27 protein-coding genes are annotated in these 25881 nt (G+C 59.9%); 4 read left to right on the top strand and 23 right to left on the bottom strand.

Translation table 11 applies throughout. The features are described 5' to 3' along the window. Window positions 1–39 precede the first annotated feature (39 nt). The 4 genes from CFE428DRAFT_RS06365 (at window position 40) to CFE428DRAFT_RS06350 (ending at window position 2335) form a co-directional block, all read left to right on the top strand. Window positions 40–768: a hypothetical protein gene (locus CFE428DRAFT_RS06365; RefSeq protein ID WP_006978653.1), complete on the top strand. Its 729-nt coding sequence runs from the start codon at window positions 40–42 to the stop codon at window positions 766–768. After that, window positions 761–1504: a DUF6573 family protein gene (locus tag CFE428DRAFT_RS38765; RefSeq protein WP_006978652.1), complete on the top strand. Its 744-nt coding sequence runs from the start codon at window positions 761–763 to the stop codon at window positions 1502–1504. Before CFE428DRAFT_RS06365 ends, CFE428DRAFT_RS38765 begins: the two co-directional genes overlap by 8 nt. Next, window positions 1494–1715, top strand: a complete 222-nt coding sequence (locus CFE428DRAFT_RS06355; RefSeq protein ID WP_006978651.1) for a hypothetical protein — start codon at window positions 1494–1496, stop codon at window positions 1713–1715. The genes CFE428DRAFT_RS38765 and CFE428DRAFT_RS06355 overlap by 11 nt, the downstream gene beginning before the upstream one ends. Window positions 1716–1927: 212 nt before the next feature. Continuing rightward, the gene (locus CFE428DRAFT_RS06350; protein ID WP_237705447.1) at window positions 1928–2335 is read left to right on the top strand and encodes a hypothetical protein; all 408 of its coding nucleotides are present in this window, start codon (window positions 1928–1930) and stop codon (window positions 2333–2335) included. Between the two features lie 1696 nt (window positions 2336–4031). On the opposite strand, the gene CFE428DRAFT_RS06340 is transcribed toward CFE428DRAFT_RS06350, so the two are convergent. The 23 genes from CFE428DRAFT_RS06340 to CFE428DRAFT_RS06225 all read right to left on the bottom strand — a co-directional run bounded on the left by CFE428DRAFT_RS06340 (window position 4032) and on the right by CFE428DRAFT_RS06225 (window position 25877). After that, window positions 4032–4973, bottom strand: a complete 942-nt coding sequence (locus CFE428DRAFT_RS06340) for a radical SAM protein (protein ID WP_006978647.1) — start codon at window positions 4971–4973, stop codon at window positions 4032–4034. Next, complete coding sequence (locus tag CFE428DRAFT_RS06335) at window positions 4970–5905, bottom strand: 3-oxoacyl-[acyl-carrier-protein] synthase III C-terminal domain-containing protein (RefSeq protein WP_006978646.1); 936 nt, start codon at window positions 5903–5905, stop codon at window positions 4970–4972. Before CFE428DRAFT_RS06335 ends, CFE428DRAFT_RS06340 begins: the two co-directional genes overlap by 4 nt. A gap of 3 nt (window positions 5906–5908) precedes the next feature. Beyond that, on the bottom strand, window positions 5909–6844 hold the full coding sequence (locus tag CFE428DRAFT_RS33105; protein ID WP_006978645.1) for a hypothetical protein: 936 nt from the start codon (window positions 6842–6844) through the stop codon (window positions 5909–5911). Next, the gene (locus CFE428DRAFT_RS33100; protein WP_006978644.1) at window positions 6819–8315 is read right to left on the bottom strand and encodes a class I adenylate-forming enzyme family protein; all 1497 of its coding nucleotides are present in this window, start codon (window positions 8313–8315) and stop codon (window positions 6819–6821) included. The genes CFE428DRAFT_RS33105 and CFE428DRAFT_RS33100 overlap by 26 nt, the downstream gene beginning before the upstream one ends. Beyond that, on the bottom strand, window positions 8312–9184 hold the full coding sequence (gene nadE / locus CFE428DRAFT_RS06320) for an NAD(+) synthase (protein WP_337442639.1): 873 nt from the start codon (window positions 9182–9184) through the stop codon (window positions 8312–8314). Before nadE ends, CFE428DRAFT_RS33100 begins: the two co-directional genes overlap by 4 nt. Continuing rightward, on the bottom strand, window positions 9171–10127 hold the full coding sequence (locus CFE428DRAFT_RS06315) for a hypothetical protein (protein WP_131989758.1): 957 nt from the start codon (window positions 10125–10127) through the stop codon (window positions 9171–9173). Before CFE428DRAFT_RS06315 ends, nadE begins: the two co-directional genes overlap by 14 nt. Window positions 10128–10345: 218 nt before the next feature. Next, the gene (locus CFE428DRAFT_RS06310; RefSeq protein ID WP_006978641.1) at window positions 10346–10603 is read right to left on the bottom strand and encodes an acyl carrier protein; all 258 of its coding nucleotides are present in this window, start codon (window positions 10601–10603) and stop codon (window positions 10346–10348) included. 9 nt (window positions 10604–10612) lie between these two features. Then, window positions 10613–11740 (bottom strand): type III PLP-dependent enzyme domain-containing protein, encoded by a 1128-nt coding sequence (locus tag CFE428DRAFT_RS06305; protein WP_042724512.1) that lies wholly within the window; start codon window positions 11738–11740, stop codon window positions 10613–10615. A gap of 37 nt (window positions 11741–11777) precedes the next feature. Next, on the bottom strand, window positions 11778–12395 hold the full coding sequence (locus CFE428DRAFT_RS06300) for a hypothetical protein (protein ID WP_006978639.1): 618 nt from the start codon (window positions 12393–12395) through the stop codon (window positions 11778–11780). A gap of 909 nt (window positions 12396–13304) precedes the next feature. Next, window positions 13305–14117: a class I SAM-dependent methyltransferase gene (locus CFE428DRAFT_RS06290; protein WP_006978637.1), complete on the bottom strand. Its 813-nt coding sequence runs from the start codon at window positions 14115–14117 to the stop codon at window positions 13305–13307. Further along, the gene (locus CFE428DRAFT_RS06285) at window positions 14098–16365 is read right to left on the bottom strand and encodes an ATP-binding cassette domain-containing protein (RefSeq protein WP_006978636.1); all 2268 of its coding nucleotides are present in this window, start codon (window positions 16363–16365) and stop codon (window positions 14098–14100) included. Before CFE428DRAFT_RS06285 ends, CFE428DRAFT_RS06290 begins: the two co-directional genes overlap by 20 nt. Further along, window positions 16365–17291 carry a pyridoxal-phosphate dependent enzyme gene (locus tag CFE428DRAFT_RS35440; protein WP_006978635.1) on the bottom strand — a complete coding sequence of 309 codons (927 nt, stop codon included), beginning with the start codon at window positions 17289–17291 and terminating at the stop codon, window positions 16365–16367. The genes CFE428DRAFT_RS06285 and CFE428DRAFT_RS35440 overlap by 1 nt, the downstream gene beginning before the upstream one ends. Window positions 17292–17369: 78 nt before the next feature. Further along, complete coding sequence (locus CFE428DRAFT_RS06275; protein ID WP_042724508.1) at window positions 17370–17807, bottom strand: GNAT family N-acetyltransferase; 438 nt, start codon at window positions 17805–17807, stop codon at window positions 17370–17372. Between the two features lie 2 nt (window positions 17808–17809). Further along, window positions 17810–18685, bottom strand: coding sequence for a hypothetical protein (locus CFE428DRAFT_RS06270; RefSeq protein ID WP_237705446.1), 876 nt, complete (start codon window positions 18683–18685; stop codon window positions 17810–17812). Window positions 18686–19275: 590 nt separating this feature from the next. Next, complete coding sequence (locus CFE428DRAFT_RS06265) at window positions 19276–19635, bottom strand: PDDEXK family nuclease (RefSeq protein ID WP_006978632.1); 360 nt, start codon at window positions 19633–19635, stop codon at window positions 19276–19278. 59 nt (window positions 19636–19694) lie between these two features. Continuing rightward, complete coding sequence (locus CFE428DRAFT_RS06260; protein ID WP_006978631.1) at window positions 19695–19931, bottom strand: DNA-binding protein; 237 nt, start codon at window positions 19929–19931, stop codon at window positions 19695–19697. 88 nt (window positions 19932–20019) lie between these two features. Next, complete coding sequence (locus CFE428DRAFT_RS06255; RefSeq protein ID WP_006978630.1) at window positions 20020–20268, bottom strand: hypothetical protein; 249 nt, start codon at window positions 20266–20268, stop codon at window positions 20020–20022. After that, window positions 20265–20930, bottom strand: coding sequence for a hypothetical protein (locus tag CFE428DRAFT_RS06250; protein WP_006978629.1), 666 nt, complete (start codon window positions 20928–20930; stop codon window positions 20265–20267). The genes CFE428DRAFT_RS06255 and CFE428DRAFT_RS06250 overlap by 4 nt, the downstream gene beginning before the upstream one ends. Beyond that, a complete protein-coding gene (locus tag CFE428DRAFT_RS06245) occupies window positions 20902–21471 on the bottom strand; it encodes a hypothetical protein (RefSeq protein ID WP_006978628.1) in 570 nt (189 codons plus the stop codon). The genes CFE428DRAFT_RS06250 and CFE428DRAFT_RS06245 overlap by 29 nt, the downstream gene beginning before the upstream one ends. A gap of 269 nt (window positions 21472–21740) precedes the next feature. Then, window positions 21741–23720 (bottom strand): AAA family ATPase, encoded by a 1980-nt coding sequence (locus CFE428DRAFT_RS33095; RefSeq protein WP_006978627.1) that lies wholly within the window; start codon window positions 23718–23720, stop codon window positions 21741–21743. 196 nt (window positions 23721–23916) lie between these two features. Beyond that, window positions 23917–24141, bottom strand: a complete 225-nt coding sequence (locus tag CFE428DRAFT_RS33090) for a hypothetical protein (RefSeq protein WP_006978625.1) — start codon at window positions 24139–24141, stop codon at window positions 23917–23919. Then, complete coding sequence (locus tag CFE428DRAFT_RS06230; RefSeq protein ID WP_006978624.1) at window positions 24122–25459, bottom strand: DEAD/DEAH box helicase; 1338 nt, start codon at window positions 25457–25459, stop codon at window positions 24122–24124. Before CFE428DRAFT_RS06230 ends, CFE428DRAFT_RS33090 begins: the two co-directional genes overlap by 20 nt. After that, window positions 25440–25877 carry a DUF669 domain-containing protein gene (locus tag CFE428DRAFT_RS06225; protein ID WP_006978623.1) on the bottom strand — a complete coding sequence of 146 codons (438 nt, stop codon included), beginning with the start codon at window positions 25875–25877 and terminating at the stop codon, window positions 25440–25442. Before CFE428DRAFT_RS06225 ends, CFE428DRAFT_RS06230 begins: the two co-directional genes overlap by 20 nt. Window positions 25878–25881 lie beyond the last annotated feature (4 nt).

The following is a 25881-nucleotide window of genomic DNA, read 5'->3' as shown; positions in this document are numbered from 1 at the left end:
TCGACGGCGAGAACCAGAAACAACCAAACCGAAAAACCAATGAAGAAAACGAAAGCAACCACCAGTGCGGCGCCCGAACGCCAGTCCGGCTCCGGACCCGCAGAACCGAAAGCACCCACACCCGCACCCGCTCCGGCCTTAAAGAAGGTCAGCCTCGCAGGGTTCGCCACGCAGACGCCGGCCAGCAAATCGGCGAAAGCCTACCCGCTGTTGCCCGACCCCGACGGCCAAGTCGGCGAGTTGGTCACCAGCATCCTCGACAAGAGCGCCCAGGTCGAAGCGCTCGAAGGCGCACTCGAACTGGAGAAAGCCGAGCTGATCGCTATCGCGAAGCCGTTCTACTTCCAGCACTACCACGGCCAGCACGCCGTGGCCTCGTCGGTCGAGGCGCGGTCGGAAGACGGCAAGGTCGTGCGCGTGGGGTTCTCCAACTCCTACCGTGGCACGAGCGACGAACCCGCCATCACGCGAATCGCCGGTGGGCACGCGGCCCGGTATTTCAAGCAGTCCTTCGAGTTGAAGATCAAAGGTGATCTCATTCCGGATGCTGCGGTCGAGCCGCTGCTCGCGGAACTGCAGGAGTTGTTTGCCCGGCACGGGGCCAGCACGGCGCTCTCGGCGAAGGCGACCATCAAGCCGACGAAGGAGTTTCACACCGCGCGACACACGCTGTTCTCGGTCGCTGAGAACCACGAACTCGACAAGGTCGTGCCGATCAGCGCGAGCGTGAAGACGAAACTCGGACGCGGAGGAAACGAAGATGAATGAGATCAAGTTCACGCTGCGGCTCGCTGACGGCCACTGGGTCAGTTCGCCGACGAAAACCGTGACGAGCAACCCGAACCTCGCGGGAGTGTTCACCGCCGCCGATGAAGAGTCGGCGGCGGAACTGCGGCAGGCGATGGAGCGCGTTCATGGCCCGTTGGAAATCGTGCTGTGGCAGGAGAAAGAGAGTGGCTCAACGTGCCCAGCCTGCGGCCGTTCCGGTCAACCGCCCGATCACCTGAAATGCGACGACTGCGGCTCGAATATGCAGTGCGACGCTTACGAAAGTAAGTTTGGCGGCCGTCGCTGCCAGCTTGGCGCCGGGCACGCCGGCCGGCACAAGTTTGTCCCCGATGACCGCTTGTTCGGTGACGTGATTTACAGCTACACCCGGAAGGACGCGCTCTCCGATGGCGTCCAGATCGACGTGAGCGAAATGGCCCGCGAGGCCGGGCTGAAATTCCCGGTCTATCTCACCCGGGCGGTGTGGGAGAACTACGTGCGAGTGCCCGAGGGCGTACGCTGCCAGGATGAGAAAGGCCGGCTGTGGGATGTGATGTGGATGTTGCGTTGCGCCGCCCGACGAACCAGCGGCCCGCAGATGCTCTTCGGCCTGCATGTCCGCAACGACAATCGCGACCGTACGCCGCCACTCGTGAACCTGAAGGCAGTGTGTGGTCCCAGCGATCTCGACGATCCGCAGCCTGCGATAACCGTGATGCTCCCAGATGAAGACTAGCAAACCAATTGTCCTGACGATCTTCGACGGCGAACGCTGCGTCACCACGCTCGATGATCTCGAAGCTGCCGCGAAAGCCATCCATCAGAAGGCCGCTCGTGATTCCGAGACGAACGCCAATCCCTCCATACTTGGCGCGGAAATCGAAGGCCAAATTCGTGTGATAAATGCGCAATCCGACCCTTCCGAGACGGAGGTTCCAAGGCCATGAACGTGCCTCCGCTGATCACGTATCCCGCACGGCCGATTCAGGGCGGGCGACTCGAGTTGGCTCCGCCGAAACGCGGGCTGTGGTATGCTGAGCCAAAATTGAACGGGTGGCGCGCACTCATCCACACGCCGACCGGGACGATGTGGAATCGGCACGGTGCATTGCTCACAATCGCAGATTGCTTCTGGCCCGCGCTGGCTTCCCTGGCGAAGTTGGCCAGCCGCGGCCTCGTTTGGGCTGATTGTGAAGCGTTGGAACGCCGCCACAATCTCGGTCGTGGCACGCTCGTCGTGCTGGATGTGGTTCAAGAAGCCAAAACGCCGAGCTACGAGCAGCGGCGGGCGATGCTGGAATCTTTGCTGCCTCGCGATCCGGTGTTCTCGGGAGATACGACGCGCTCAGTTCCGATCAATGCTGTGTGCCTAACGCCGAATCTGCGCGTTGAAGATCAAGCCGGTGCACTGACGTTTTACGCGAGGCTTCGCGAGGCGAACCGCGCGCTTGGCTGCGATTTCTTCGAAGGCGTGGTGATGAAGAAGGCAGGTTCGAGCTACCCGGTGCAGCTACGGAGCGCGATGGAGGAGTGCCGGGGGTGGTGCAAGCATCGGTTTCTGGGGTAGTACGGGAAGCGAAAGGCGGATTTCTTCCGGCATGACCAGAAGGCGTTGAAGCCATCCCAGCCCGGCTGTTTGGCAACCTGGACGAGAGTTGAGACGCCCGGGCTGAACGCAAGCGCCTGCGGCCACGAGCCGGTGGGCGTTCGGCGTGTTGGAAACAGAAGGCCGTTCGTGCTTCGTGCGTCCGAGACAAGCGCCCATCTCACCGAAATCGCAGGCCGAATTCGCCTGTTAAACGCGCAATCTCGGCCCTTTCCAAGACGCAGGCGCCAAAGCCTTGAACGTGCCTCTACGCAGAAAGCCAAGAGCATCATGCTCCGTTCCAACCGCCTAAACCCGTCTGTCCACCTTTAAGAATTTTGGTTGACGGTCAATTGACTCCAGAGGCACAAATCGTCTGCGCTTCTCTTCCATTTATTAAAAGTTGTCGAATAGACCATGCAAATTCTAGAATTGCCCTCGTTGCGTATTGCGTCAATCCCAACCCACTTTACGAGCGGGCGGTCGCCGGATTCTGAAATGAGAGATCTTCATGCGTCCTTTGTGAATTGGGAGCAAAGGACTGGCGTAAGAACTTCGCTCCTCGGTTGTGAATTGGCACCGGGGCAACTTATCACACACGGCGCAAGATGGCGCGGCGAGTGGAGGGGAGATCACTCAGCCTTGACCGCGTTTTCGTTGTGTCTGTTCTTGCAGAACAATGCATCCCCGTTCTCTGCTCTGCGAGAGATTCTCGACAAGGATGGTGCGGGGCGCGAGTCTGCGCTTGCACTAACATATACGCAGGGAGGACAATATGCGGAGCTTGTAGTGGAGGGTCCGTATGCGAACATCCGGCCTTCTGTAGAGACGTTGCTCCACGACCAGCTTCCGAGCACTGAGTTCGCCTACTCAGGCGGAGACTGGCTCGAAATATATGGCTCTTTGATTGCAGGGGGAGGGGCTGGCTCAATGGTGCCTGCATTAGATGAGTCAAAGTTTTTAACCAAAGTCTACTGCCCGGTGGTGCGGAAAGATAATTCACGGCAATTTACCAACGGACGCACCCAGCACGGCATTCACTTGTTTTAGCGGTAACGAGCTGAAACTCGCGATCTCGGCGCGGCGGGTCACTCCGAGGTTTGCGCGCCAAAGAGGGTCGCGCGGATTCGTCCGCCCGCATGCGGAGCCCGGCGCTTTGGAAACCACTCAAAGGGGTGGTGATTGCTCTGCGCTGCTGCATGGCAATGTCCACTCGTTCTTCTGACAGCTTCGGCGGCGCAACGTCCACCCCGTTTTGACGTAATACTCATTTAAGGAGGACGATGGCGAGCAACATGAAATGCGCAAACCCCGAGGCACCGCCTTTATCATCTCTAGCGAAAGCCGATGGCCGCGCCAGGTGGGGTTCACCGCAAATTGGTAAATTGAAACGCAGGCAGTTCGTTTGCGACAGTAAAACCGGACTGCCGCAATTACTTCCAAACCGACCTTGCAAACGATGACTTGCCCGCGGGTCACTGCCGCTCTCACTCCCATCGGACACAGGAATTCCCGAGAGAAAACATTGTCCTCAGTGAGGTGACGAGCAAAGAATTCGACACACACGTCTGCCTCCTCTCTGTCGGCGAGTCGGACGGAACCCGGGGACGTGACCCGATTCAATAACGGGATGTCTATTTTACTGTTTCCGCTCACGCCATCTTGGTTTGCGCAGGTCTTAATCGGAACTGATGCGAAGCCTAGAGGTGCTCGGCGAGGCGTCATGTAGATTGCCTTCCCCGTAAGCTTTTCGGACCTTTTCCAACCATCCCGAGTCCCTCACGTTTCCGAACCGGTCGCCTACATGTTGAGCAGTAATCTTCCAGGGACTGACGCCGATATCTCCATTGGGGTTGATCGTGAGGCTAGGGATATCGGGCAGGCTTCGCACGTGCCAACCCGAGGCGCTCAATGAGCGTGTTCGTTGGCCGACGGCTTCCACGCGCCGCTCAGGAAACTGAAAGCGACACAGGAGCGGAAGGTCCGAACTTCTCTGCGCACTGAGCGAGGCCAAAAAACTATCGATCTGTTGCGGGGTCAGGAAGCCATGCTCGGCCGTTTGGTTCGCGCGGCCCACCGGTTGGAGTTCATACCAGGACAATTGGGCAGCTCCCAATTGACGGGCGTATTGAGCAAGCCCCATCCAATGCTGCACGTTCTCCGTGAACAGGGTCGAGCGGATGGAAAAGCGAACGCCATCGCGCTGGAGATCGAGCATGAAGCTCTCGGTGCGATCGATCTGCATTCCTCGTAAGGTGAAATGCTGCTCGGCGTTCATTCCTTCCACCGACACGCGCAAATCTCCGACCGAGCGCAGGAGTTTGACGTCGAATTTCGGCTTTAGGGCGCCGCTGGTTGTGATGGTGATCTTTTGCCATGTGTCCGTCGGCACGCGTGCCAGAAGCTCGGCCAGGTCGTCGCTCAGGAATGCTTCCCCTCCCTCCAAATGAACGTCCATGTCGTATTCCGTATCCAGCGCCACAATCACGCTGGCCATTTGCTCTGCCGAAAGCTGTCCACTGTAAGGTGCCCCGGGCCGCAACGCCTCATAATAGCAGTGCCGGCATGGCACCGGGCAATACGGGGTGATGTAGAGGTGGATGTTGAGCGGAAGCTTCATGATGAGGGCTCGATCACCGTCACGCCACGAGTACCACCAAATCCGCCATTCACAAGCACTGCTGTGGAGTATTTCTGGAGTCTACCTTGGGCCACGAGGCGGGCAAAGGTGATGAATGAGTCGTTCGAGCAGCAATGACCAGTCGTTGCCATGAACTCCGAAATGATGCGGTCGTGCGGCAGAGCCAGTGACTGGCGGATGGCTTCGACGATGTGCCTGTTTGGAGTGTGAGGAAGTATGATGCAGTGGGTATCAAGCGAGCGATCCGCTTTCGCCAACCCTCTGAAAATGGCCTCGCGAATCCAAAATACATTATGCTGGCGGAATCGAGCAATCTCGTTCGGATCGCTTTGCTCTCCGAGGGGCGCTACAATGTTCGTTTCGACGTGGGATCCCAGTATGGCTGGTCCTCCCGCCCGCATGCTCAATAGCATCGCTACACAGGCATCCCCCATGGCGCTTCCAAAATAGCACCGCTCTGCAGCGTTTTCCGCAACGTCGCAACCGACCAGCAAGACGCAGCTGGGTTCTTCTCCATTCGATCGCGCAAGAAGCCTTCGTGCGAGTTCGACGCCACTGTGCAGGATGGCGCAGGGCTGGCCCGTAACCTCCATTGCGAGCGCCGGATGGCCCTCCCGGCTGGAAAACCAATCGCGAGCATCCTCGGCTCGCAACGTGTGCGCTCCCAAGTGAGTTTTGGCCACGATCACCGCCTTGAGGGAATGAAGCGCTTCGCATTGTTCGCGTCCAAAGCTGGCGATAAAGCTTTGCAAAGCCAGGGGGCGCTTTTCACCAGGCCAAACGGGAACCGTCTGCAAACCATTGTCCAGCATTTGAGCAATCGCCGCCGGAGGAAGTGCGGCCTGAAGTCCGAGCTTTTCAACGGGAATTTGCTCTGAACCCAAGGCGTAGGTGATCGCAATAATCTGCATGGGTTATACTGCGCAAAGGCGGTCGAAATAGCGCGCCACACCCTTGAGGGCGGCCATGCGGCGCCCTGGAGCCAGCGGCGGGCCGAGAATGCCGCCGAGCGTCGCGACCAATTCGAGCAGAGCTTCAGAGATGGTAGCCCAATCTCCGTCGGAGAAATAATAGGTAATCTGCAACGTGCATGACGCTCTCTCCAAGAGAGCCGCCAGATTGAGTTCCAATCCACTGCCCTCGTCCTCAGATTGGCTGGCGCTGATCCGCTGTATTATGGCCGCGACGTGCGCACTGGAAGCAGGGCGCTGCGCAAGCAGCGCCTCCCGGAGGTGCGCACGTTCACGCTCCTCATCCCTAAACGGCGAAACTCTGTCGACGCATAGACTATTGAAAGAGCGATGCGATTCAGGAACGGAGATAGCCCGCCACGCCGTCAAGAATTCTTCCCGTGGAATGACGACGGCGGGAAATCCTTCACTGTCGGTTACGAGTATCTCGTGTTCGTGCACCTCGAGCGCGACGAGCATGTGATCAAGACCACGGTAAACCAGCGCCGACGGATTGTGGAAAAGCAGTCCCATATCCAACGGACCGACCAACGTGGGACGGCGTTCGGTCTGCACGGCCAGATCGCGGTACGCGGCATCGCCCTCCTGTTCGCCCCAGTGTTTCAGCGACGAGGCAATTCCCAAGGCACCCAAGGCGCTGGACAATGCCGGAAGAGGAGAAACACTAGGAACGAGTTGACGCGCGCGATCTCTGTCGACGTGAGACAAACCAAAACAGAGTCCCGTAAGACCGGCTAGTTCGGTAGCGCTCAGCAATTCCTCGAGTTCCGGCATGAGCTGAAAGGCTGCCAGAACGTGGCATCCATACGAGAGTTGACGGAGCGACAGAGCTCCTTCGATCCACGGGTTCCGTTCATTCGATTCGGGTGCACCGTTCATGGAGTAAAGTGGCAACCTTGGCGCGGGCTGGTTTGCCATTGGCAAGGAGAGGAATGAAGCCGAATTCAAAGTAATCCGGCTGCCCGTGTAAGGGCCACAGACTTCGCACAGTCTCCGCGATCTTCGTGTCGCCGGCAGCGCTCTGATCGGCCAGTTCGATCATCACGGCGACCTTTTCTCCGGACCGCGTGAGAACATTCATCGCGACGGCGCGCTGGACATTCGGGCACTGGAGGAAGGCGGTTTCAATCGCCGCCGCGGAGGTGCGAATGCCCCGGTATTTGATCAGTTGGGTATCACGCCCGACGAACCAAAGAGCGCCCCGCTCGTCCAGGTAGCCTTGGTCGCCCGTGAGCAGGAAGCGTCTCCCATCCGGGTGCTGATGAAAACGTCTGCATGTGGCCTCGGGACGCTGAAAGTACCCATCAGCCAAATGAGGTCCTTCAACGGCGATCTCGCCAACGTCGCCAGTGGACAATGCGCTGTGGTTGGGGTCAAAAATCTGCACTCGTGTCCCTGTGAGCGGAAAGCCCACCGCCCCGAGTAACTCCGGATTGAGCCGCTGATCGAGGATACTGACCCGCTTGCACTCCGTGAGCCCATACATTGGAAATACGCTGGCAGCGGGAAACGCTTGCGCAAGGAGTTCGATTTCGCGCTTGGGCCACACCTCTCCGGTGGCAGAGAGCAGGCGCACGCAGGAATAGTCGCCCCTTTCCAGCATGCGCGACTTTAGCAGCAGGCGGAAGCTGTATGGGATCAACGGCAGGACGGTGACTTTCATCCGGAGAATTCGGTCGGCCATTGCCAGGGGGTTTTGCACCTGATCGCAGACGACTAACGTCGCGCGCGCGGCAAAGGCGAGCAGCAGTTGATAGTAGTGGTAATCGAATGAAAGTGGGCCGCCGATCAACACGCGATCTTGTGGAACGTAACGGAGCCGTTGTTGGATTGCCGCTTGGCAGAAAGCGATTTGGGCTTGCGAACAGACCACACCCAGCGGGCCATCCGTGGTGCCCGAGGTGAGGAAGATGGTTTCGTCGCGGGTCGGTGCATCACCATCTTGGTCGTCTTCCCACCGGCCTAGGAAGTAACGCTTTTCACCCACCCTGAATTCTGCACAAAGCTCTACATCGAAGGGTTCGAGATGCTCGGCTGTGCCGATCAAATGACAAGGACTGAACTGCCTAACGCCGTTCAGATCGGCTCCAGGCCCCGAGGCGACGGCCGGAATGATGATGGCGCCAGTCCACGAAATGGCGACCAACATGAGCACAGTCTCGACGGTCAGGGATGTGATCGCGATTACACGCTTCCCAGGCGTCAGTCCCGCAGCCTGCAACTCGCAACCGAGTTGCTCCACTTGCCGCCACGTATCTGCATAAGAGAGCCGATGCCGGTCCGAAAGCAGGGCTACGGCGGATCCGGCGTCAGCGCTCGCGGCTCGGAGAAGGAGCGCCAGCGTCTTCATGTCGGCGCAGCTTCCGAGAGAAGCGACGCACACATGGGAATTAGCTTGAGCGCCCGCGCTGCCTCGGCGACGCGGTAAACACGTTCCACGATCTTGAGCTCCAGACCTGAGACGGACGCCGCAAAGGCGGGAGCAGAGCCGCGCTCGTATTCCTTAAGGGCCGCGTCGAGCCCTGCAAAGCTCAGGACGCGGCGCATCCGTTCGACCTCCGCGATATCTTCTTCCGAAAAATGCACGGGCCGGACGATGGGGCCACCATGGAGCATCCAGTAGGCGATATCCTCCAAGTCCGACTGACCGGGCCAAAAACCCGCAGACGGCGGTTGCTCGATCACTTGGGAGTCGGTGCCCAATGCCTGGGCAAGGACATACACCTCGGTTTTGAACAAGTGCAGGATTGGGGCGGCGTGGCAAATTCCGTCCCCAAGTGGCATGAAGAACCCCAAGCGCAATTCTGTGCGATTGCCACACCCTAAGATGTAGTAGCCCCGATCGTGGTAGAGTGCGGCGATGGAGGTTCGCAAAGCGCACTTGGCTCTCGCCTCGATCAGCCAGCCGTTTTCCCCATCGTCGAATCGGGGAGAGGCCCGCGCCAGCTCGGCGGCGAGTTCGGCTGGCATCTGCCCCAAGTTCAATTGCGCGTATTCGATGCCCAAAGTGCGGGCGAGCCGCGCGGCATTCTCTGGATGAGCGGGATCTTGCGCGGCTTGCAAGCAGGTGGCGCCGACGACGCGCGCGGCGCCGAAGGTGGCGACAGCCAGACGGGCCACGACATCGGAGTCGACTCCGCCGGAAAGGAAGACAAGCATAGGTCTGCCGGAAGGAACGTTCCGGCGGAGAAAATTCTGCGCGACTTCAAGCGAGATCATGGGCCTTCCAAGTAGCATAGGTGAAGGGTTCTTCTACAAAAAGCCGACGCGAAACGCTCGCAAGTTCATCACGCGCACCAACGCCGAGGTGATCGTCTAGAAATTCGTACGAGCGCAGGACGCGTTCCGGCAGCGACGACGAAGGCTCCGCTTCGATGGCGGCTCTCCATTCCTCGTGGCAAGCGCAGGAAAAGGCTGCGAGCTTCTCGATAACGGCGAAATCCTGCGTTTGGCGATAGGTGTCCATGAGCGTCAGGACGGTCGGCAGGCAGATGTCGCAGGTCGTAGGGGAGAAGGTCATCTTCGATTTTTGCGTGTAGTACGATTTGTACCACGCGATCTCGACCCGGTGACTGTTTTCCGAACCCAAGCGGCGCAGGCATTCTACCAGCGACCAGAGAGAGACGCGCGGATATAGGCCGGCATGGTGCAAGACCTCCAGAAGTGTGAATCGCTTGATGTGCAGAGGGAAAAGGACCACCCGCTCGCCTCCGTGCGCGAAGGCCCACCGCGCGGTCTGCACCGCGTCTTCAACAGACTCACGCGCCGAGAGAAAGGCCGTGCCGATACAGACGTTTGCATAGACGCCGATCTCGCGCCGATGTGCGGCGGCGGCGGCGGCGGCAAAGCGGTCCGGCTCGGCGCCCTTATTCACACAGAACGTCGAGATCCACGAAGAGGCCGATTCCAACCCAAACTCAATGGCTAGGGATCGGTGTGGAAAGGTCGCGCGGTACTCGTCGAGATGGCGCTCGGTAGCCGTCTCCGAGCGCGTCTCGATCAGCAGCAGATCGGCAGTGCTCTTCGCCATCGCGGCGTAAATTCCTTGGCGAGCTTTCGGCGGAACTTCGCGGTCATCCAGCATGCCACCGGACGGCGATACCATGAGCTCGGCAGGAGCGACTGGAAGCACCGCGAGCGCCTGCTCCACGGCTTGCTGCATGAACAGTGGCGCAATGTTTTGAGGACCGGCGCCATAATTGCACATGGTGCATCCGCCGCGGGCATCCCAAGTGCAACCCGAGGTCAGGAACCAAATCTCGACGTAGTTTCCCCGGGGGACCGGCTCGACCCGCGTGAAGAAAGGTTCGGCGGTCTCTAGCCGGGGACGGCCGCTTCGCACCTTCCGCATTACCGCGGAGAGAAAAGGATTGGTGTCTCTCATGTGGCGGCCTGGCGTTCGCGAGCGATGAATTCGTCAAGCGACCGCAGGTTGGAAAAAATTGAAACGAGATCGTGGACATCGGGCCGGAATCTGAGCCCATAATAATCTTCTAAGGCGACCGCAAAACTAACCATTCCCATCGAGTCCAACGGCAGCTTGTCTTCGGGCGCAAGGGAGAGGATCGCGGGTTGATTCCCTGGGGCAAGTTGCGCAAGCAGCCGCTTCAACTCTTCGATTTCGGTGACTTCGTTCATGGGATGTGGTCAACCGGCAAGTACAGTTTCGTGCGCGTCCGGGAAAGAGAGAAATGAAGAGCGCCCCGCCGTGGCTCCGTAAGCACCCGCATGCAGAATAGCCAAGCGGTCACCGGCCTTAAGCGGTGGCAGCAGCACTTTCTCGCAAAATTTGTCCCCCGGGGTGCACAAGGGGCCGAAAAGCGTGTGCGGCTGCAGGGGACCAGCCCACTCGCGCGCGAGAAGAATCACCGTCAGCGGACGAAATCCCAGGCGCATCGAGGGAAGGCCGAAGATATTCATTCCGCCGTCTAGCACGACGGAGGTCGTGCCGGGGCGCTCTTTTACGCTCATCACGGTGAGCACGAGCACACCCGCGCCGGCGGTGAGAAAACGGCCCGATTCGAACCACAATGCAGTGCCTGGGGAAAACTCCGCGGCCAGGGGGGCTAGGCAGTCCCGGAGTCTCGGTAACGAAAGCTCGCCGTCCTCAACGCCAAGCGGCCAGCCAAACCCTCCTCCGACGTCAAGGACACGCATCGAGGTGCCAGTAGACGCCTGCCAGGTGAGCGCCTGCGCCATCAAGTCCTGGGTATTTTGGGCAATCTCCTGTTCGGCGAAAAGGTTTGAGGCAAAATAGCCGTGCAACCCGGCGATCTGGATCCCGTCCCGGCGCAGGGTGTGCGTAAACTCGATTGCCTCATCCAAAGTGACACCGAACTGCGAGTCCGCCCAGAGGGAAGTCCCCGCGGAAGCCGCGCGTCGCTGAACGCGTAGCAGATAGCTGGGCATGGTGTCTGGCTGGGTCGCCGCAACCCGGCGCACGGTGCCTATTTCCTCTCTGGAATCGATCACGGATGCGCCTAGGCCGTGTTGCACCGCCCAGAGATAGTCTGCTTCCCTTTTGCACGGGCTGATCCATACCGCCCGCTGCAGCGAGCCCTGGGTCGCCAGGAGCAGTTCCATTTCCCCACGGCTGGCCACATCGAAAAGCGCACCGTGCTCGGCAAAGTAGCGTACGATCGTCGGATGCGGGTTGGCCTTCAGCGAGTACAGCAGTTGCGCGTCCGCGGGCAGACTCGAGTGCAGGGCGTGCCAAGCGAGGGTGAGCAGTTCGCCCGAATAGAAATACCTCGGCGTTTCGAGCGTGGCAGACAAGTTCCCCGGCTCGGCTGCCCATCGTTGCCAGAAAGCTTCACATTTCTTTCTCATGTAGGCGCAGCAAATGACATTTTTGCTCCCCGTCCAACCCGGGAGCGCGACCGATTAGCAGCGTGGTTTGCCTGAGAGGCCGAGCCGCACGGGCATGCTCGACAATCCGCTGCAGTGCCGCCGCGGAAAGAACCTCACGGGCGAAACTCTTGGACGTGCCTTCCTTAAGTTCCGCCACCAACACGGCGCAGTCCGGCGGGGGAACCCGATGGATCAGGAAAGCGAACGCCTCGTAATCCCGCGCGCCGACAGGAGCGGGGGAGACGCTTTCAAGAATGTAGGCCAGCACAAAAGCACCGGCTTCGGCACCATCAAGTGTGAGGCTCGCAGCGAGGAGCGCCATCGCGAGCGTTTCACCGGCGCTCGTGAGAAAAACAAGTGAGGAAGCGCGGGGCTGCCGCAGATGCACGAGTGTCTGGTAGGAGATTGTCGCATCGGACAGTATCGGTGCCTCGGCAGCGATAATTATGGCCGCAGGTTCGCTTTCCGGAAGCAGCGCAGGATTGAGCTTCAACAGCAGGTTTTCGGCCGGAACGGAACCGCGCACAGGTGCGCTGGCGCAATCCAGTCCGAACAGGACGTTTGCATGGGAAATTGGCATATTATTGTTTGGGTGCCAGTCTCACCACCGTCGTCGTCGCCAGCACGCGCCCAAGCTCCTCCAGCCAGGACGCTGGATTTACGTCGAAGCCTACAAGGACGGACGGAGCGCGTGCGAGCAGGTGCATCGCTGATACAGCCCGTTCGATGAGGAATGCGTGCTCGGCAGGCGGCAGAAACTGCGCCACCTTTTGGAGCCGCTGCGCAAACAGAGTAGCATCGCACAGACACTCCTGTAGAGCCCGAAGAGCAGCCCGAAGGCAATGCCTTTCCGTCGAGGTTAGCGGACACCCGGCAATTCGTTCGCACAGCGCACGCATCCACCGTGCCAGATCCGCAAGGCAAACTACCTCCAAACGGCAGGAGGACAGAAGGCGTCGGAGGTGCTCTTCGCAAGCCTGTAGGCCAAGCGGGGTGGCAGCAAACCACGCGCTCCGCATTCCCGGCGGCGCTACCAATGCCTCTGCGGACAAGCTGCAAAGCGAATGCGTCCCCGGTAGGCGAAGGATCATCGCGCCCGTATTTTCTTCGCACCCTATGATTTGCACAAAAGTTGGCGCGCCTTCCCATAGCAAAGGCGCCGGTCGTCCGCACAAGGAACTTCTGTCCAAGGGACCGAGAATGAGGTGTTCGCCGGTCGAAAAGCCACGGGCCAAATCATCGATCTGCCCCGACTCGACCTCGCCAACGGACGCGCCGGAAGGCATGTAGGCCATGGCCTGTAAAAGTAGATCGAGATAGGGCACGCAGGAGGCAAGCCAGCGCCGAGGGAGATCCAGATCGAGACTCAACGAAGCCAGGTATCCTGTCCAAACGGCTGCTCCAGGCAAGCCAGTTGCATGCGCTAGCAGGGACAGGAATGTGGAACTCCGGGCCGATGTACGGGCGAGCGAGTAGCAATCGTTCGGCCTCATGGCGCACGTAAGAGCCAGACCTGGTCTTTCGCGTCGCCGGAGAAATCGGAATACTCAAAGTCACCCCACCGTTGCTCGACCCGCCACCCCGCTATTTCCGCGTAGCGATAGACTTCGTCGTCTTCGAGCCACGAAAAACGAAACGCGCTGTATCGCTTGTTCACCACCGTCCCATGCCTGGCGATCTCCTCCACGCAGAGCAGACATTCCATCTCGCGGCGCGCGAAATCATAAGCATACGTGTCCGAGAGTACGAAAGTTTGGCCATTGATGGTTCCCTCGCCCATCCATCGGGTAACGCGATCGTGCTGCTGAGCCCACTTCAGGTTAAACTTGTAGTGATCGAGGATGCAGCGTGCTCCCGGCGCACAGATTTCCCGTAAGTGGCGCAACAGAGCTATCCTAGAGTCTGCAGTCAGAAAATGCCCCACAGTGCGAAAGGGAACAATCGCTAGCGTTGGCGGGGGGCCGCTCAGCCGGATTTGTCGAACGTCGCCATGGATGAGTGTGTAGGAGAAAGGGAGAGGAGGCAGGCTAGCCCGTTTTGTTTCCAGTTCTGCGAGCATGCTGCGGGAAAGATCGATCCCGTAATAGTGAGCGACGGTAGGACCCGCCCCAAGCATGACAGCACCGGTTCCCACGCCGACTTCGAGGCAAACTCCACCATGACGCGTCACTTCCCTGCGATAGAAATCCCAGCACGGCTTGGAAGCTGGATCGCAAGAGGCCCAGAGATCGTACACGCGCGCAATCGAATCGTAGTCGGCCAGAGCCACTGCCGGCGAGCCCTCAAGTTCCAGGTCTGACATAGGACTTAAGATATTGCGCGGTGATGCTTGTCGTCGCTCTTATGATCTCTCGAACCGTGCCAGCAGCGATCACCTTCCCGCCGGCATTGGCTGCCCCGGGTCCCAATTCCACCACCCAGTCTGCGCGAGCAACCAGATCCAACGAGTGTTCCGAGGCAACCACGGTCTTGCCGCGAGCAGTGAGCGTACGTAGCAAAGAGACGATGCGTTCGATGTCGTCCGGATGCAACCCGCGCGACGGCTCATCAAGCAGATAGAGAGCAGTGGGATCGTTCAGACCATAAATCAACTTCACTCTTTGCAGTTCGCCGCCGGAAAAGGTGTCCAGCGACTGCCCAAGCCGGATATAGCCCAGGCCACATCCCAAGAGCAACTCCAGCGCGCTGCGGATTTTCTTCCCTTCCCGGAAAAAAGTGGCGGCCTCCTCTACAGGAAGTTCCAAGACTTCGGAGATGTTGCGGTCCTGCCAAGTATACCCAAGGACTTCGGCCCGGTAGCGTTTTCCATTGCAGGTGCGACAGGGTGCCATTGCGCTGCCCAGAAAGTGGAGATCGAGAGTGATGCTGCCGCGTCCGCCGCACTCGGGACAAGCGCCGTCACTGTTGAACGCGAAAAGGCTTGCGGACGCATTTGCTTTCTTGGCGAACAGATTGCGAATTTCGTCGAAAAAATTGAGATAGGTGCAGACGTTCGAGCGCACGGACGCTCCGATCTGCCGCTGAGCCACGCGCACGCTAGCGGGATCGCGTAACTGCATCTCCTCCAGGAGTGACGATTTTCCTGCGCCAGAAACCCCCACGAGGCAAGTGAGTGCCGCGCGCGGAATTTTGAGTTTCTCAATCTTCAAGTTATTGCGCCGCAAATCGCTAAAAAAGTGCCACTCAGTAAACGCTTTCGGCGGGGGCGGTGAGATGTGCTGCTTCGCCGCAGATAGGAGCCTGCCCGTCGGCCCGCTGCTGTTTTTGAAATCCGCTGGAGTTCCCGTCTCGGTGATTTGGCCACCCCGCGAGCCGGCGCCAGGACCGAGTTCGACGATGTTATCAGCCAACTCCACGACCGCGCGGTTGTGCTCGACACTCAGGATCGTATTCCCCCGCTCTTTGAGTTTGGTGATTATCGAATTCACCGCCTCGACGTTCTTGGCGTGAAGACCCCTCGAAGGCTCATCGAGAATATAGAGTATGCCCATCAAACGGGAACCCAGCTCCCGCGCAATCTTGATCCGCTGCATTTCGCCACCGGAAACGGTGGTAATAGGGCGATCCAAGGTGAGGTAACTGAGTTCCACCATCTCCAGGTTTTCCAGGATGCGACTTAGCGAATCGACGACGGTGGCGAGGGTGCTCATCTCCAGGCTGCGGACGAAGTTCTTCAGTTCTGGAACAGCAAGCCCCGCTGCATCGGCGATATTGAGTCCATTCAGACGGCAGGCCAGCGCCCTCTGCTGGAGCCTTGTTCCCCCGCAGGTCGCGCACCACTGTGTTGTGAAGAACTGCGCGTCGTAGTCCGCCGAATCGAGTCCGCGATCGTCGGCGAGCCGCTCGCGGAGGCGTTCAACCACCCCCTCAAAGGTAAACCGTTGAACGAATCCGGGCACACGGTTGGCAACTTCGGCCGGGGCCGCGTGCATAAGGTGATCGAGCTTTTCCTTGGGCCACTGACCGAGAGGAGCGTCCATCTCAAAAAACTCTGTGGCTTTGATGATGTTCCAGTACCGGCCTCCAACCTTCCACGCGCGGTGTCGGATGGCGCCTTCGCCGAGCGATTTGGAGAGATCGAAAAGGCGTTCCGGATCTGGCGTCAAAATCTGGCCGAGCCCACGGCAAGCCGGACACGCTCCTTCGGGAGAATTGAAGGAGAACGCACTGGCGTCGAGCACCGGCACGGCGGCACGGGCGAAAAGAAGCCGTAGAAACGTGTAGGCTTCCGTAGAAGTACCGATGGTTGACCGCGGGTTTCGTCCCAAGTCCGCTTGATCGATTACAACCGGTGGGAGCAACCCGCTTGCGTGCTCAACGTCCGGCACGACAGGCAGTGGGATGGCGCCGCGAGCGTATGTGGAAAGCGACTGCAGCAACTCGTATTCGCACAGGGCGTAAATGCAGTCGAAAACTAAGGAACTCTTGCCGCAACCCGAGACACCGGTGCAGACGGTATGCCGAAAATGTGGAATCGAGACAGAAACGCTCTTCAGGTTGTGAAGTCGTACCCCCGTGACGGAAAGTTGATCGGTGGACGGCGGGCGCACTATTTGAGTGAGTTTATGGGGAAGGGATAGCGGTCGATGATTTGGCCGGCGTCGATGATATCGCGATAAGCCGTTCCGTAATCGGCCGAGAGCGCGACGACCATGTCCCCCGGGTGCGAAGCGGCCAGCTGCCGGGCGATGGCTAGACAAGCGCCGGAGGTAATGCCAAGGGCGATTCCTTCGAGTTCCTGGAAACGCTTAACCTCGGAGATGGCCGCAGAATCCGGTACCTGCGCATGAGCTGCCAGCGGACTGCCCCACCGCTTCACGATGGCGCTCGGTTCGTGCAAGCCCGCTCCGACGGAGAGGTAAGGTGCCGCGTGCGTTCCGAAAATGGTGGACCCCCAAGGTTCCACGGCAACCACGGAGACGGCGGGATTCTGGCGAGCGAACCAAGCGGCCAAACCGCAGGCCGTGCCGCCCGAGCCGATGGAACAGACGAGCCACCTCAATGAAGCTCCGACCTGACGCGAGAGCTCTGGCCCGGTCGATTCGAGATGCGCGCGCCGGTTGGATTCGCTGGCATACTGGTTGACCCAAAAATAGCCCGGGCGATGGCTTAGCTCCTCCGCCAAAGCAATACGGGCGGCACGCGCATCGGAATGACCGGTCGCCGGAACACTCTGAATTTTTGCGACCCGCTGCAGCCTATCGAGTTTCGAGGACGGAATCAACTGGTCCACAATGCAGAGAAGTTCGTATCCGTAATGAGGTGCAAGCGAGCCGAGCGCAACACCGAGATTGCCAGAGGTCGACTCGATGAGCTCCAGTTTGGCATCTTGCAGTTCGCGGCGAGTTGCTTCTAGCATGAAAACTGCCGCACGATGCTTGATGCTGCCCGTAGGCTGCTCGCCCTCGAGCTTCACAAACAAGTTTCCCGGCGGGTGATAATTTTCCGCGGCGTGCAGCGGGGTTTCCGCGATCAAAATTGGGGATGGGCCGGATGTAGAACTCACTTGGGAAAAGATTGGTGGAAGACAAGCAGCCTATTGTCTCCAACTCGTTTAATCCAGCGTGAGACGCATCAGATTCAACGTTTCCACTTGCTGAAAACCGAGGTGCTCAACGACCTGCCTCGCCGGCTCATCCGAACCCCATATTCCCACGATGGCGCTCCGCTTGCCTCTTTCTGCGGCGCGCGCTAGCGAATACTGAATCAACTGTGTTCCGATTCCGCGCCGGCGAAATCGGCTGTCGATGTACAGCCAATAAAAGCGGCACTGGTCCTCCCGGCATTCCGGGTAGTTCCAGACACCGCAATGCAAACCAACGATCTGCGGTTCTCCGGCAACCTCCGCCACGTGGAGGAACCCGCTTGAAGTGCTCAGCAGGTACTGCAAATACTCCTCAGTCCAACCCCAATCGAAACGATCCCGATTTTGAAAGCTCGACAGACCGAGCCGATGCAGTGTCGGAACCTCGTGTTCGGCGGCTGAGCGCATTGTTAACATAGTTGATGGTGCGTTTCTTGGCACGCGATTTCCCAGTCATTCGTAATTTCCTGAATGATTTCCTGCTTGTAGCGTTCGAAGTGACCAGGCAAGGCACTTCCGCAAAGTGCCTCGACCCCTTCCAGAATGCGTTGCGGCAGCGGCGAAGCGGGCTTCTGCGCGAGGCGGGTGCAAAACTCATCACGGCACGGCGTTCGTAAAGCAGCGAGTCTCGCGATCTGCTCGTCGTCACGCGTCGCCAAGTACGCATAAAGCAAAGAGACGACGTCGGCGTAGACCTCGGCTCCTGTGCGCGGGGGGATGGAGACCGGCTTTCCGGGATGGTCGACATCGGTCACCCAAGCGTAGTAAAGACTACATCTGGTCTCGGGAGGCACGCTTACGAGCAACTCTACCAGTGCCCACAGCGGAAGTGGTTGGTAAAGGTTGAGGCGGGCAAGTTGCTCGACGACTGTGAATTCTTTGACATGGGTGGGAAAAAGACAGATGTCGCGGACGCCGAGCGCCAACAGGGCCTCAATGGAAGCCCGAGTCTCGCGGAGGCATTCGGCCGCCGAGAGGAAAGGCGTGCCGATTAAAAGATTTACATAGGGAATTGCGCCCGCCGCCTGGATGGTCGCGATCGCGTGCCGAATCTCTTGTTTCGTAAGTTGCTTGTTTATACACCACTTGCGCGCGAAATCTGCCATCGTTTCAATCCCAAGTTCGATGCCGAGGGATTTTCCAGGAATTAAAGCCTGCAATTCTTGGATCTTCTCTGTGGTTACACTCAACGGATGCGTCTCGAGCAACACACGCTCCACCGGCGTAGTTTCGAGCACGGCAAAAATACCGCGGCGCGCTTCCGGGGAGACTTCGCGATCGTCCAAGACATTGAACGCACTCACCCATAAAGTTTTTGGGATTATTGGCAGACTGGCGAGTCCCGCCCGTACCGCCTCAATCATCGTCGCGGCGCTGACCTTCCTCGAACGCCCATAATTGCACATTGTGCATTCGCCCTTCGCGTCGAAGTGGCATCCCCCAGATGGGAACCAGATTTCGGCGTACGCGGCCCCATAACTGCGCACCGACTGAGCCGGGGGAGCAAATAGTGGCCGCCCCTGCCGAAACTTGCGTCCCAGCAGGTTGAGTGTTAAGGCTCCAATAGAATCCGCCTGTGACATTTCCCCTACTTTGGCGGAAACTCAGCAGACGGCGAGGCGATTTTCCGTTTACGACTGCGGTGAGGAGGAAATCTATTCCCGAGTTCGTTCTGGCACTTGGGTGAGGCGACCATCACTCAAATCCTATGAGGAAGTGTTTTTGAACCTTCCACTTTTTGTCGTCGCAAAATCGGCCTGCTACGCACTGAAAACGCGATTACAAAGTGCTTTTGATGAGCCGTTTATACCGGATATATCTGGCCGGAAACGTGGCCAAAACGAGCCTCCAAAAGGTGTAAAGTTGGGCTCTGACTTTACACCGACTTTACACCTGCCGTTTGGATGAGCGCGATGATCCGCTCAACGGTGGAAGCGGTGATCTGAAGCTCGGTCAGGCGAAGAACGCACCAGCCGTCGAGGGCCGCTTCGAGATACTTCTCGGCGTCCGCAGCGAAGCCCTGCGGACGGTTATGTCGGCCCTGGATGTAGATGCCGCCCTCGATCTCGATGAGGGTGCGGCTCTCGATGTGGGCGAAATCCGCGCGCCATTTGCGCGTCTGGTGGAATCGGAACTCGCGTTTTAGATCGGGGCCGCCCAGCGATTGCCAGAAGAGGAAGAACTTCCGTTCGAGCCGGGACGGCGGAATGGCGTCTCGATGACGTAGGAGCTTCACGCTCCCTGGCGGCTGTCAAAATAAAGGCAGTTACCTTCGAGAGCCGCCCGGATCGCCTTCTAAAGCTTTGCCTCAAAATCGATCAGTCGCTCCAACGCCTCGACGAATTCCTTAAAAGCTTCCGCTGGTAGCATGATCGTATCACGCCGCCCGCCGACATCCTCAGTGATTTTGAGGAAGCGCCCTCTTTGATTCTCTTTCAGGTCGAGGAAAAAGATTTTTCGCTCGATAGAGACCTTTTCTGAGGCAATCGGCGGGGACGGTGGCGGTCGCTGCGATGAATCGAAATCAGACATACTTTGGGGTGGAGAACGCTTTTGTCTCAAAAGCCGTCCGGGATAGCACTTTTCATATTGCTGACGCTTGGTACGGCCGTTTTGCTCGTCACAACAGCTTCGGCTGCCGTGGATCTTCGACCTCACTCTCGATTTCGTCGCTGATCGTCTTGGCAATGCGGCAGGTCACCTTCAACTTTGTCGGCGATGCCCCGTGGTCGAAAGTAGCCTTGAAGGCGATACCGAATTTGCCGTCGTCGTCCTGTGCGTCCTGCGCTTCGCGCCAGTGGGCGGTCATCAGTTCGCGGATGTGGTCGAGGGCTTTCTGTTGTTCGAGGTCTTGGATGTCGGTGATCATAGTTCGGAAATGATGTCGGCCACTGGCTGAAGATCGCGTTTGAGTGCAGCGCGCTTTTCGGCGGTCGCGGTCCGGAGCCATCCGGCCTTGCGCATCCGCGCCCACCAACCTACCAAACCGTTCACGAACGGAATGTGATTGGTTAGACCCGTGTCGCCGGTATCGGTGTAGAGTTCCTCCACACCGAGGACGCGCCCGGCCTCGATGGAGCGCCGGAAACGGCGAACGGTCATGCGCCGTCCGGCGTCGATCTCGGCCAAAGCGGTGGCAATCCAGTGCCGCTGACTGGTCTCATCCAGCGACGCAAGAGCGCGGTGGTGGTCAAACGAGAGGAAGTCGTTTCGGCACGACTTTCCAACATTCCGGGCGACGTAAGCGTAGTTGCGCAGCGTGACCCGATCCAGGGTGGTATTGACCATCGCCTTCTCATAGCGCTCGGGTTCCGTCCGGGGCAGTTTCTCGGTGAAACCGGGAAGCGGGAACTGGACGGCAAAGCGGTCGCCATAGATCAGCCAGTCGCCGATCACGAAGGAGATGGAGCGGGCGGCCTGGCCGAGGTGAGGAGCGAGTTCACTCCATTCCTCGAACGTGAGGTCCTCTAGAACATCGAGGCCCAGCGGTGTGATCCTGACTTTAGGAGTGATGATGGCCAAATCGTTCATAGTGGGTGCGGGTGGAAACCTGGGCCGCGCGATAGGCGCGGCGGGCTGTCAAAGAGCGCATGGCGCGCGAAGGCAGGAGATTGAGATGTTCGGTCAGTTCGACGCAGCGTTTTGAGACCGCCGCGCGGGTGACGCCGTGGCGCCGGGCTACTGCGGTCATCGAGTCGCCCAGAAAAGAAAGCCCGCTGACCAGCGCGAGGCATTCGAGACTGAGGCGCGCGTTGCGTTCGGCCAATAACTGGCCAACCAGTCGGCGGAGAACGTCCCAGACGTCCTCGGTCCCGAGAATCCCGGCAGTGGCTTCCGGCGGCGCGTCCTCGGGGATCGGCGCGGGTGCCTCGGAGGCCATTGGCGAATCCGCAGCATCCTTGTCGAGGAAGCCACCGCCGTCCTTGGGCAGCAGCGGGGCGTCGAGGCCCAGCTCCGCCACACGCCAGCGTTCCTCGGGCGTGAGCGTGGCAAGCCAGGCCTTGTAGTCGCGGGCGTAGGAGGCGTCCTTGATCGTCTGCTTTTTGGAGTAGTCGTCGGCTTGGTAGCTCATGGGTTGACGACTCCGTTTGGCGATCTGGCGGACACCACTTGCGCTCGCGCGAACTCCAAGTGAGCGCGATGGCGCGCGCGAAGACCGTGGAAGCGGTTTCGCGCTTTATTCTCGTAAGAGAATAAATAGGGAATTCCCCAAGGGAAACTCAGGGAAAGTTTCCCCTGGGGAATGCCAGGGAAAAGCTCCCTGGAACGACTTACGACGGAAAACGCGCTCATTGCGCGCCTCCTTCCGGGCGGTATTTGCGACCCCGCCAGCACGGCATTTCAAAGACCATAATGCCGCAGCTCTTGTGGCGCAGACTGTCGAAGACGTTCTTGGCTTTGACCGGCGTGCAGCTCTCGCCGGAGGCCTCGATGGTGCGCAGGATATGGTGAAGCACATCGCTGTGCTCCATCTCCGCGTGGTTCGCCATTGGCGGCATTTGCTCGAACATGGCGCCATAGCGGTCGGCATGGCTGCCGCGCCGGTAATGGGCCTGCGGCTCGGGTTTCTTTTTGCCGCCAGGTTTGGCGATGGTCTTCACCCCGCGTGGCGTCCGCGTGCTGGTCACGTTGGAAGATGCAGCCAGCCCACCGCACAACGAAGGATGGGACCTGCGGCAAGGCCCGCAGCGTCAGATCCACGACGTAGGCATTGTCATCCTCGTGCGGCGTCATAGTCAGGATCACGTCGGGATCGCGCGCGAAAACGCCGCTGCCGCCGATACGGTCGATGGCATCTTTGCCCGCCTGGTTGCCCTTGGAGTAGTGCGCACCGAAGACAACAGCCGCTCCGGATTGAACGGCGAGTTGCTCGATCTCGTTGCAGAGCGATGCGATATCGCCGGCCTTGTTCTCGTCGCGCTTGCCGAGGCCCTTGTAGACGGGGTCGAGGACGATGAGCGCGTATCGCTCATCCTTCACCCGGGCCAGAATCTTCGGGATGAGCACGGAGAAATCGGTGGCGAACCCGCGCAGATTCCAAAGATCGATGCCGGTAAAGTCGGTAATGCCTTTGTGCCTGGCGATGGCTTGCAACCGATGCTGGAAGGCGAAATCCGGCAGCTCGAAATTTATGTAGAGCACACGCCCGCGTTGCGTGGCAAAACCCCACCACGTCACGCCGGTGCTCACGGAGAGCATCATGTCGATCAACGTCCATGATTTGCGGCTTTTGCTCGCGCCGCCGAGGATCATCTTGCTGCCCTGATGCAGCACGCCGGTAATGAGTTGCGGCGGTTCCGGCTTCGGCACGGCCATGAACTCCGCGCCGCCAATGATCTTCGGCAGACCATCGGCCGCATGCGCTGCTTCCCATTCGGACCACGATTTCGCGCCGACATGGAGGGCGAGGAGTTGCTGCATGCGGACCTCGCCCTCCACGGTGCGTCGGCCCTCGGGACAGCGGGACAGCCGTGATGGATTCTTGTTTTGGCGATCGAGGCAGCGTCCTTCAAACCAATCCCAGATGATGTCCACGCGCCGCCGGTACTCCGCCGCATCGGGCGCGTCCACGCGCACCCAGGCGTGGAGCGACTTGTTGCCGGAGTCGATGACGGCCGAGACCGGCAGCCCGCTAGCGAGAATGGCGGCGTGTTGCTGTTCCTTCGGGATCTGCGTGCCGCCATCGTCGCGGTCAAACTCGACGAGCGCGTGCCGGAAGGACGTAACGTGCTCGTTCTTCGCTCCGTTTTTCGCCATCGGATTGATGCGCACGAACAATCCGAGCGTCGTACTGAAACACTTCTCGATACCGCCTCGCGCGACGATGCGCTGTTTCCATTCCTCCCGTGTCATCGTCACGCCGCGCGTCGGCACGACGTCTCCAGCCTCGTCTTCGCGCGCCGGGGCGATGGCGACGAACTCCTCGGCGGCAAAGCAAGCGTCGAGCAGTTTGGTGAATCCACCCTCAATGGGCGAAGGCAGCGACACCGGCGCTAGTGGCGCTTTTGGCGGCTGTACCGCGGACACGCGTTTCGGCGGCGGCAAGGCCCCAGGTTCAGCCGCATGACCCACCGCCGGCTCGCGGGCACCGTGGGTAAAGGCGGAACGGATCGCCGAGCGCGCTTCGGCTTCGCTCAAGCCATCGAGCGTGGCGCGGGCGAGCAATTGCTGCTCGGCTTCCTCGGCGCGGAAACCCGCATCGCGGAACTGGCACGCAGCGTCGAACAACTCGGCGTTGCGCTGCCCCTCGGCCGCCCCACGCGCGAGATAATCGAGCGTGCGTGGCGGTAGGGGCGGGCGCGAGTGGTATCGGAAGCTCATAAGCGGTCTCCGAGCTGTGAGTCGAAGTAGGCATACCCTTGATGAAGGATATCCCTTGCCTCGTTCGTCAGTTCCTCGGCTTCATCGGCAAGGTCTGACGCATCTGTGGGTAGGCACTGCTCGTTCAATAGAAGCTCCGTGAGGATCGTGTGGACGCGCGACAGCCTCGCCTCCAACTCGTTGAATAGTAGGCGGCTCATGGCTGGGCCGGCACGGCGGGTTTGCTCCACTTCGCATCGAGGAATTGCTTCGCTTCGTCAAAGGTGGCGAGTTCCGGTTTCGGATGGCCGAGCTTCCGCAACCAGAGCACCTGGCGGGCGCTGGCGAGGCCGAGGTCGCGGCGGAGGAAGAGCTTGTCCAGCAGCGCCGCTGCCTGGCCTTTACAGGTAAGCGTGCCGGGATCAACGCCGAACTTGCCCAAAATCTCGCGCTGTCGGCTCGTGGCCGGGTCGCCATGCCAGGGCATCGTCGGCACAAAGTCGGCCAGGTCCACGTCGCCCAGCGACAGGGCGAACTCCAGCGCGTCGAATGTCCGCGCGTTGCGCTTTGCATTCTGGCGGAGGCGCTGGCGCAGCGTGGCCGCACGGGTCGGCGTCGGCTTTGCCCTTCGCTTCCTCGAGATCGCCGCCAAAGCCGAGCGCCTCGGTGATGGCGTTTGCTTCCTCGGCGTCGGCGGCGATGAGGTTCGCCGGCTTCATCAGCACGTGCTCCTCGCTCATCCACAAAAAGTCGAGCAACAGCAGGTGATCCTTGCCCGGATAGAGCCGAGTGCCTCGCCCGACGATCTGGCTGTAGAGCGAGCGGATTTTTGTCGGCCGCAGGCAGACAACGCAATCAATGCTCGGCTCGTCATAGCCCTCGGTGAGCAACATGGCGTTAGTGAGCACACGCGTTTCGCCGCGGCGAAAGCGTGCGAGGATGTCGCCCCGGTCGTCGCTCGTGCCATCGACGTGCTCCGCACGCAGTCCACGTTGGCGGCAGAGCTCGGCGAAGCCGCGACTGAGCGAGATCAGCGGGAGGAAGACGAGAATCTTCCGTTGCACGTGCTCCGCGAGCACGTCGGCGACGCGCTCCAGGTAGGGCTCGATGGCATGGCCGAGATCCTGGGCGTTGTAGTCGCCGGCGGTCGTGCCCACGTCGTCCAGGTCGATTTCCAGCGGCACCGTCTTCACCCGGATGGGAGAGAGCCAATTCTGCTGCACGAGATCGAGCAGTGTCACCTCGTACGGGATGTTCTGGTAGTAGCGACCCAAATTCTTCTTGTCGCCACGATCAGGCGTCGCGGTGACGCCGAGCACGAAAGCGTTTTCATCGAAGTAGCGGAGCGTGTTGAGGTAGCTGTCCGCGAGCGAGTGATGGGCTTCGTCCACGACCAGAAGGCCGAAATGATCGTGGGGCCAGCGTTCGCGCCGCGAGCTGCGTACCAGCGTTTGCACACTGGCCACGACGACCGGAGCGTTCAGGCTGGCGCGGAAGTCGGCCATTTCAACCTCGGGAATCAGTCCGGTGACGGCGCGGATTTTGTCCACGGCCTGCGTGATGAGTTCCTCGCGGTGCGCGAGCACGAGCGTCCGCCGCGGTTGATGCGTAGCCGCAAGATGTGCGAGCACGACGGTCTTGCCGCCGCCGGTCGGGAGCACCAGCAACTGACGCTGATGCTCCGCGAAGCCGCGCTGGATCGCTTCGTGTGCCGCGACCTGATAGCCGCGCAATGCGACCTTAGAAGGGGATGTTGTCATCGTCCTTGGGCTTGGTGCCTGCAGTTGCTGCGACTGCCGCCGGCGCGGATGCTGCCGGTTTCGGCGGCAGCCAGGCGGCGATCTTGTTGCGCTTGCGACCGTTGAATTCCTCGATGGTGAGCCGCGCGCGGCCGGTGCGACCGATGAGGTCATCGGCGTGGATATCGACTTCTTCGTCCGGCGTGACCGATTCGCCGGTCGCGGCGCGGAAGGAGTCGATCTTCCAAAACGCCGACTCCATGAACACGAGATGGTCGAACATGGTCGCGCCGCTGGGATGCACGCGGAGCTTCAGCTCGATCATGTCGCTTCCTTTCTGGGAAACGGTTTCCTCGGCGTTGACGACTTCGACGGTGTATTCGCCCGGCTCGACGAAATCTGGGCGGGCGGTGGGTTCGGATGAGCGGTAGGAAGGCATGGCG

It is taken from the genome of Chthoniobacter flavus Ellin428, from assembly GCF_000173075.1.
In the GTDB taxonomy this organism is placed as follows: domain Bacteria; phylum Verrucomicrobiota; class Verrucomicrobiia; order Chthoniobacterales; family Chthoniobacteraceae; genus Chthoniobacter; species Chthoniobacter flavus.
The sequence above is the reverse complement of the archived record's forward strand: the minus strand, read 5'-3'. Positions and strand labels throughout refer to the sequence as shown.

Bases quoted from the DNA above. Each gene is read 5' to 3' on its own strand.
- CFE428DRAFT_RS06365 (WP_006978653.1), top strand. From the start codon at position 40: ATGAAGAAAACGAAAGCAACCACCAGTGCGGCGCCCGAACGCCAGTCC.
- CFE428DRAFT_RS38765 (WP_006978652.1), top strand. From the start codon at position 761: ATGAATGAGATCAAGTTCACGCTGCGGCTCGCTGACGGCCACTGGGTC.
- CFE428DRAFT_RS06355 (WP_006978651.1), top strand. From the start codon at position 1,494: ATGAAGACTAGCAAACCAATTGTCCTGACGATCTTCGACGGCGAACGC.
- CFE428DRAFT_RS06340 (WP_006978647.1), bottom strand. From the start codon at position 4,973: ATGAAGCTTCCGCTCAACATCCACCTCTACATCACCCCGTATTGCCCG.
- CFE428DRAFT_RS06335 (WP_006978646.1), bottom strand. From the start codon at position 5,905: ATGCAGATTATTGCGATCACCTACGCCTTGGGTTCAGAGCAAATTCCC.
- CFE428DRAFT_RS33105 (WP_006978645.1), bottom strand. From the start codon at position 6,844: ATGAACGGTGCACCCGAATCGAATGAACGGAACCCGTGGATCGAAGGA.
- CFE428DRAFT_RS33100 (WP_006978644.1), bottom strand. From the start codon at position 8,315: ATGAAGACGCTGGCGCTCCTTCTCCGAGCCGCGAGCGCTGACGCCGGA.
- nadE (WP_337442639.1), bottom strand. From the start codon at position 9,184: ATGATCTCGCTTGAAGTCGCGCAGAATTTTCTCCGCCGGAACGTTCCT.
- CFE428DRAFT_RS06315 (WP_131989758.1), bottom strand. From the start codon at position 10,127: ATGCAGCAAGCCGTGGAGCAGGCGCTCGCGGTGCTTCCAGTCGCTCCT.
- CFE428DRAFT_RS06310 (WP_006978641.1), bottom strand. From the start codon at position 10,603: ATGAACGAAGTCACCGAAATCGAAGAGTTGAAGCGGCTGCTTGCGCAA.
- CFE428DRAFT_RS06300 (WP_006978639.1), bottom strand. From the start codon at position 12,395: ATGCCAATTTCCCATGCAAACGTCCTGTTCGGACTGGATTGCGCCAGC.
- CFE428DRAFT_RS06290 (WP_006978637.1), bottom strand. From the start codon at position 14,117: ATGTCAGACCTGGAACTTGAGGGCTCGCCGGCAGTGGCTCTGGCCGAC.
- CFE428DRAFT_RS06275 (WP_042724508.1), bottom strand. From the start codon at position 17,807: ATGCGCTCAGCCGCCGAACACGAGGTTCCGACACTGCATCGGCTCGGT.
- CFE428DRAFT_RS06260 (WP_006978631.1), bottom strand. From the start codon at position 19,931: ATGTCTGATTTCGATTCATCGCAGCGACCGCCACCGTCCCCGCCGATT.
- CFE428DRAFT_RS06255 (WP_006978630.1), bottom strand. From the start codon at position 20,268: ATGATCACCGACATCCAAGACCTCGAACAACAGAAAGCCCTCGACCAC.
- CFE428DRAFT_RS06250 (WP_006978629.1), bottom strand. From the start codon at position 20,930: ATGAACGATTTGGCCATCATCACTCCTAAAGTCAGGATCACACCGCTG.
- CFE428DRAFT_RS06245 (WP_006978628.1), bottom strand. From the start codon at position 21,471: ATGAGCTACCAAGCCGACGACTACTCCAAAAAGCAGACGATCAAGGAC.
- CFE428DRAFT_RS33095 (WP_006978627.1), bottom strand. From the start codon at position 23,720: ATGAGCTTCCGATACCACTCGCGCCCGCCCCTACCGCCACGCACGCTC.
- CFE428DRAFT_RS06230 (WP_006978624.1), bottom strand. From the start codon at position 25,459: ATGACAACATCCCCTTCTAAGGTCGCATTGCGCGGCTATCAGGTCGCG.
- CFE428DRAFT_RS06225 (WP_006978623.1), bottom strand. From the start codon at position 25,877: ATGCCTTCCTACCGCTCATCCGAACCCACCGCCCGCCCAGATTTCGTC.